Here is a 3280-nt window from a genome sequence, read left to right on the forward strand (position 1 = left end):
GCGCTGGAGTTCGACCAGCGCCACGCCACGGTGGAGTTCGCCGTCGCCGCCCTCGGCCTGTTCGACCTGACCGGGCGCTTCCCGCGCTTCGCCGGGCGGCTGCAACTGGACCCGGCGCGGCCCGAGGCGGCCGCCCTGTCGGTCGCCCTCGACATGCGCGCGGTGGAGATGGACGATCCCGGCCGCACCGCCCTGCTGCGCTCCGCCGAGTTCTTCGACACCGCGCGCTATCCGGAGGCGCGCTATGACAGCCAGACCTTCACCGCGCTGGGCGCCGGCCGCTACGCGCTGCGGGGGGTGCTGGCGATGCGCGGCACGGCGCAGCCCCTGCGGCTGGAGGCGGCGCTGCGCGACCGCCGGGCCGAGCCAGGCGGTGGCGGGAGCATCGCCTTCCAGGCCGGCGGCGCCCTGTCGCGCGCCGCCTTCGGCATGGTGGCCGAGCCGGTGCTGTCCGACACGGTGCGGCTCTCGCTGCGGCTGCGCCTGCCCTGGGCGGGGTGAGGCTTGAGGGGGCTTCGCCCCCTCAAACTCCCCCAGCAGGGGACGGGGTCCCCTGCACCCGCCTTCAGCAAGATTCAAACAGATGGGTTTCCAAAGGCCTCAGGCCTTTGGTGGGGAGAGTTTGAGAGGGGCAAAGCCCCTCTCAAGGCCTCAGCGCCCGGCCATGGCCTTGTTCTCCAGCCGCGAGATCAGCCGCACCAGCGGCCAGAGCAGCAGGAAATAGGCGACCGCGGCGGCCACGATGGGGGTCGCGTTGTAGGTGGCGTTCTGCGCCTGGCGGGCCTGGAACAGCAGCTCCGGCAGCGCGACGACCGAGGCGATGGAGGTCAGCTTCACCACCTCCAGCGTGTTGCTGACCAGGTCGGGCAGCACGTTGCGCACCGCCTGCGGCAGCACGACATGGGCCAGCGCCTGGGCGCGGTTCAGGCCGGTGCTGCGCGCCGCCTCCATCTGGCCGCGCGGCACGCTCTCGATGCCGGCGCGCAGCACCTCGCCGTAATAGGCGCCGGTGTTGAGGAAGAAGCCGATGGCCACCGCCCCCCAGGCCCCGACATCCAGCCCCGCGAAGGGCAGGCCGGCATAGAGGAAGACCAGCAGCACCAGCGGCGGGATGGCGCGGAACAGGTCGGTCCAGCCGGCGGCCAGCCAGCGGATGCTGCGCGGCCCGGCGGTGGAGAGCAGCGCCAGCATGACGCCTCCCACCAGCCCGAGCGGCACGGTCATGGCCGACAGCCCCAGGGTGTAGAGGAAGCCCTGCCAGAGGATCGGCCAGGCCTGGCCCAGGATCTCCCCGTTCAGGAAGGCGAAGGCGAAATCTTCCATGGTGGCCGCTCCTCAGCGCTTCCAGGCGAAGCGCGTCTCGATCCAGCGGCCGAGCGCGACGACGGGGATGAACAGGATCAGATAGGCGATGGCGCCCATGGTCAGCGGCGTCGGGTTGGCGGAGAAGGACATGGCGCTCTGCGCCGCGCCCAGGATCTCCGACACGCCGACCACCGAGCCGAGCGCGGTGCCCTTGGTGATGGCGATGGTGCGGTTGGTCAGCGGCGGGATGGTGATGCGCAGCGCCTGCGGCAGCACCACCAGGCGCAGCGTCGCCAGGAAGGACAGGCCGGTGGAGCGCGCCGCCTCCCACTGGCCCTTCGGCACGGCGGTGATGCCGGCCCAGTAGATCTCCTCCGAGAAGGCCATCAGCACCAGGGTCAGCGACAGCCAGGTGGCGGCGAAGCCGGACAGGCCGAGCCCCATCGCCGGCAGGCCGAAGAACAGCAGCACGATGATGACCAGCGGCGGCAGGGCGCGGAACAGGTCGACCGTGAAGATGATCAGCCAGTTCAGCGGCCGGATGCCGAAGGACCGCAGCACCGCCAGCGCCAGCCCCAGCGCCAGGCCGGAGACGACGATCAGCAGCGCCAGCAGGATGGTCAGCGCCAAGCCCTGCGCCACCAGCGGCAGGTAGGTGGCCATGACCTTCAGGTTGAAGAAGGAGAAGAGGAAGTTCTCGAGCCCGCCCATCGCCCCGCCTCAGTGCCGGCCGATCTGGCGGATGAAGGCCCGGGCGCGCTCATGCTGCGGGTCGCCGAAGAGCTGCGCCGGCGGCCCCTCCTCCAGCTTCTGGCCATCGGCCATGAACACCACGCGGTCGGCGGCCGCCTTGGCGAAGGCCATCTCGTGGCTGACCACCACCATGGTCATGCCGCTCTCGCGCAGTTCGCGCATCACCTGCAGCACGCCGCCCACCAGCTCGGGGTCGAGCGCGCTGGTCGGCTCGTCGAACAGCATCACCCGCGGCTCCAGCGCGATGGCGCGGGCGATCGCCACGCGCTGCTGCTGGCCGCCCGAGAGCTGCGCCGGGAAATGCTCCATGCGCTCGGCCAGGCCCACCCGCGCCAGCGCGGCGCCGGCGATCTCGGCGGCCTCCGCCTTGCCCTTCCCCAGCACCTTGCGCAGCGCCAGCATGACGTTCTGCCGCGCCGTCATGTGCGGGTAGAGGTTGAAGCTCTGGAACACCATGCCGATGCGCCGGCGCGCGGCGTTGATGTCGGTCCTCGGGCTCAGCAGCTCGATCCCGTCGACATGGATCGAGCCGTCATCCGGCTCCTCCAGCCGGTTCAGGCAGCGCAGCAGCGTCGATTTGCCGGAGCCGGAGGGGCCGATGATGAAGACCAGCTCGCGCTCGGCGACGCTGAGATCGACGCCCTTCAGCACAGGCGTGGCGCCGAAGCGTTTCCACAGGCCGCGGGCATCGATGATCGGGCGCGGGGCGGGCGGGGCGGACATGGCGGTTCCTCGGCCTGGGGAGGATGGTGCGGATGGCTATAGGCGAGGGGGAGGACGCCGCAAAGCCGATGACCGGCAATTTCTAGCAAAAATCGTGCCATTTATCGGCACAACCCCGTTTTCATCCGCCCATGGAATGGAACATGCCTGACGGGCGGAGACGCGCAAGCCCGAGATTGAGAAGCCGCGCAATCGTTCCGGCGGGGCAGCGGTGCTATCCTGCCGGACAACCCCATCCGGGCGCCCCCACGGCGCCGCCCGGCCCCTGGCGAGGAGAGAACGATGAGCGTGTCGGAATGGCAGCGCCTGACGCGGGACCTGGAGGAGCAGCCCGGCCTGCGGCAATCGCTGGGCGCGGCGCTCGCCCATTGCCCGGATCGCGAGCAGGCCGCGGCCCTGCTGCGGCGCCATGGCTACGCGATCGAGCCCGCCGACCTGCCCGCCGCTCCGCCTGCCGCTCCGCCTGCCCCTGGGGCGGCGCTGCCGGACGCGGCGCTGG

General features: G+C 71.2%; 5 protein-coding genes. 2 read left to right on the forward strand and 3 right to left on the reverse strand.

Annotation, left to right across the window (positions count from 1 at the left end; genetic code table 11):
• Window positions 1-501: YceI family protein (locus HMPREF0731_RS13755; protein WP_040613346.1), on the forward strand; the 501-nt coding region annotated here is incomplete at its 5' end.
• A gap of 150 nt (window positions 502-651) precedes the next feature.
• On the opposite strand, the gene HMPREF0731_RS13760 is transcribed toward HMPREF0731_RS13755, so the two are convergent.
• The 3 genes from HMPREF0731_RS13760 to HMPREF0731_RS13770 are packed head-to-tail and all read right to left on the reverse strand — an operon-like array spanning window position 652 to window position 2781.
• Complete coding sequence (locus tag HMPREF0731_RS13760; protein WP_007004756.1) at window positions 652-1323, reverse strand: amino acid ABC transporter permease; 672 nt, start codon at window positions 1321-1323, stop codon at window positions 652-654.
• Between the two features lie 12 nt (window positions 1324-1335).
• Window positions 1336-2016, reverse strand: coding sequence for an amino acid ABC transporter permease (locus HMPREF0731_RS13765; protein WP_007004757.1), 681 nt, complete (start codon window positions 2014-2016; stop codon window positions 1336-1338).
• A gap of 9 nt (window positions 2017-2025) precedes the next feature.
• Window positions 2026-2781 carry an amino acid ABC transporter ATP-binding protein gene (locus HMPREF0731_RS13770; protein WP_007004758.1) on the reverse strand — a complete coding sequence of 252 codons (756 nt, stop codon included), beginning with the start codon at window positions 2779-2781 and terminating at the stop codon, window positions 2026-2028.
• 282 nt (window positions 2782-3063) lie between these two features.
• On the opposite strand from HMPREF0731_RS13770, the gene HMPREF0731_RS25525 reads away from it, so the two are divergent.
• The coding region (locus HMPREF0731_RS25525; protein WP_040613348.1) for a Nif11 family protein at window positions 3064-3280 on the forward strand (217 nt) is incomplete at its 3' end.

Source organism: Pseudoroseomonas cervicalis ATCC 49957 (assembly GCF_000164635.1).
Taxonomy (GTDB): Bacteria; Pseudomonadota; Alphaproteobacteria; order Acetobacterales; family Acetobacteraceae; genus Pseudoroseomonas; species Pseudoroseomonas cervicalis.

Bases quoted from the DNA above. Each gene is read 5' to 3' on its own strand.
- HMPREF0731_RS13770 (WP_007004758.1), bottom strand. From the start codon at position 2,781: ATGTCCGCCCCGCCCGCCCCGCGCCCGATCATCGATGCCCGCGGCCTG.
- HMPREF0731_RS13760 (WP_007004756.1), bottom strand. From the start codon at position 1,323: ATGGAAGATTTCGCCTTCGCCTTCCTGAACGGGGAGATCCTGGGCCAG.
- HMPREF0731_RS13765 (WP_007004757.1), bottom strand. From the start codon at position 2,016: ATGGGCGGGCTCGAGAACTTCCTCTTCTCCTTCTTCAACCTGAAGGTC.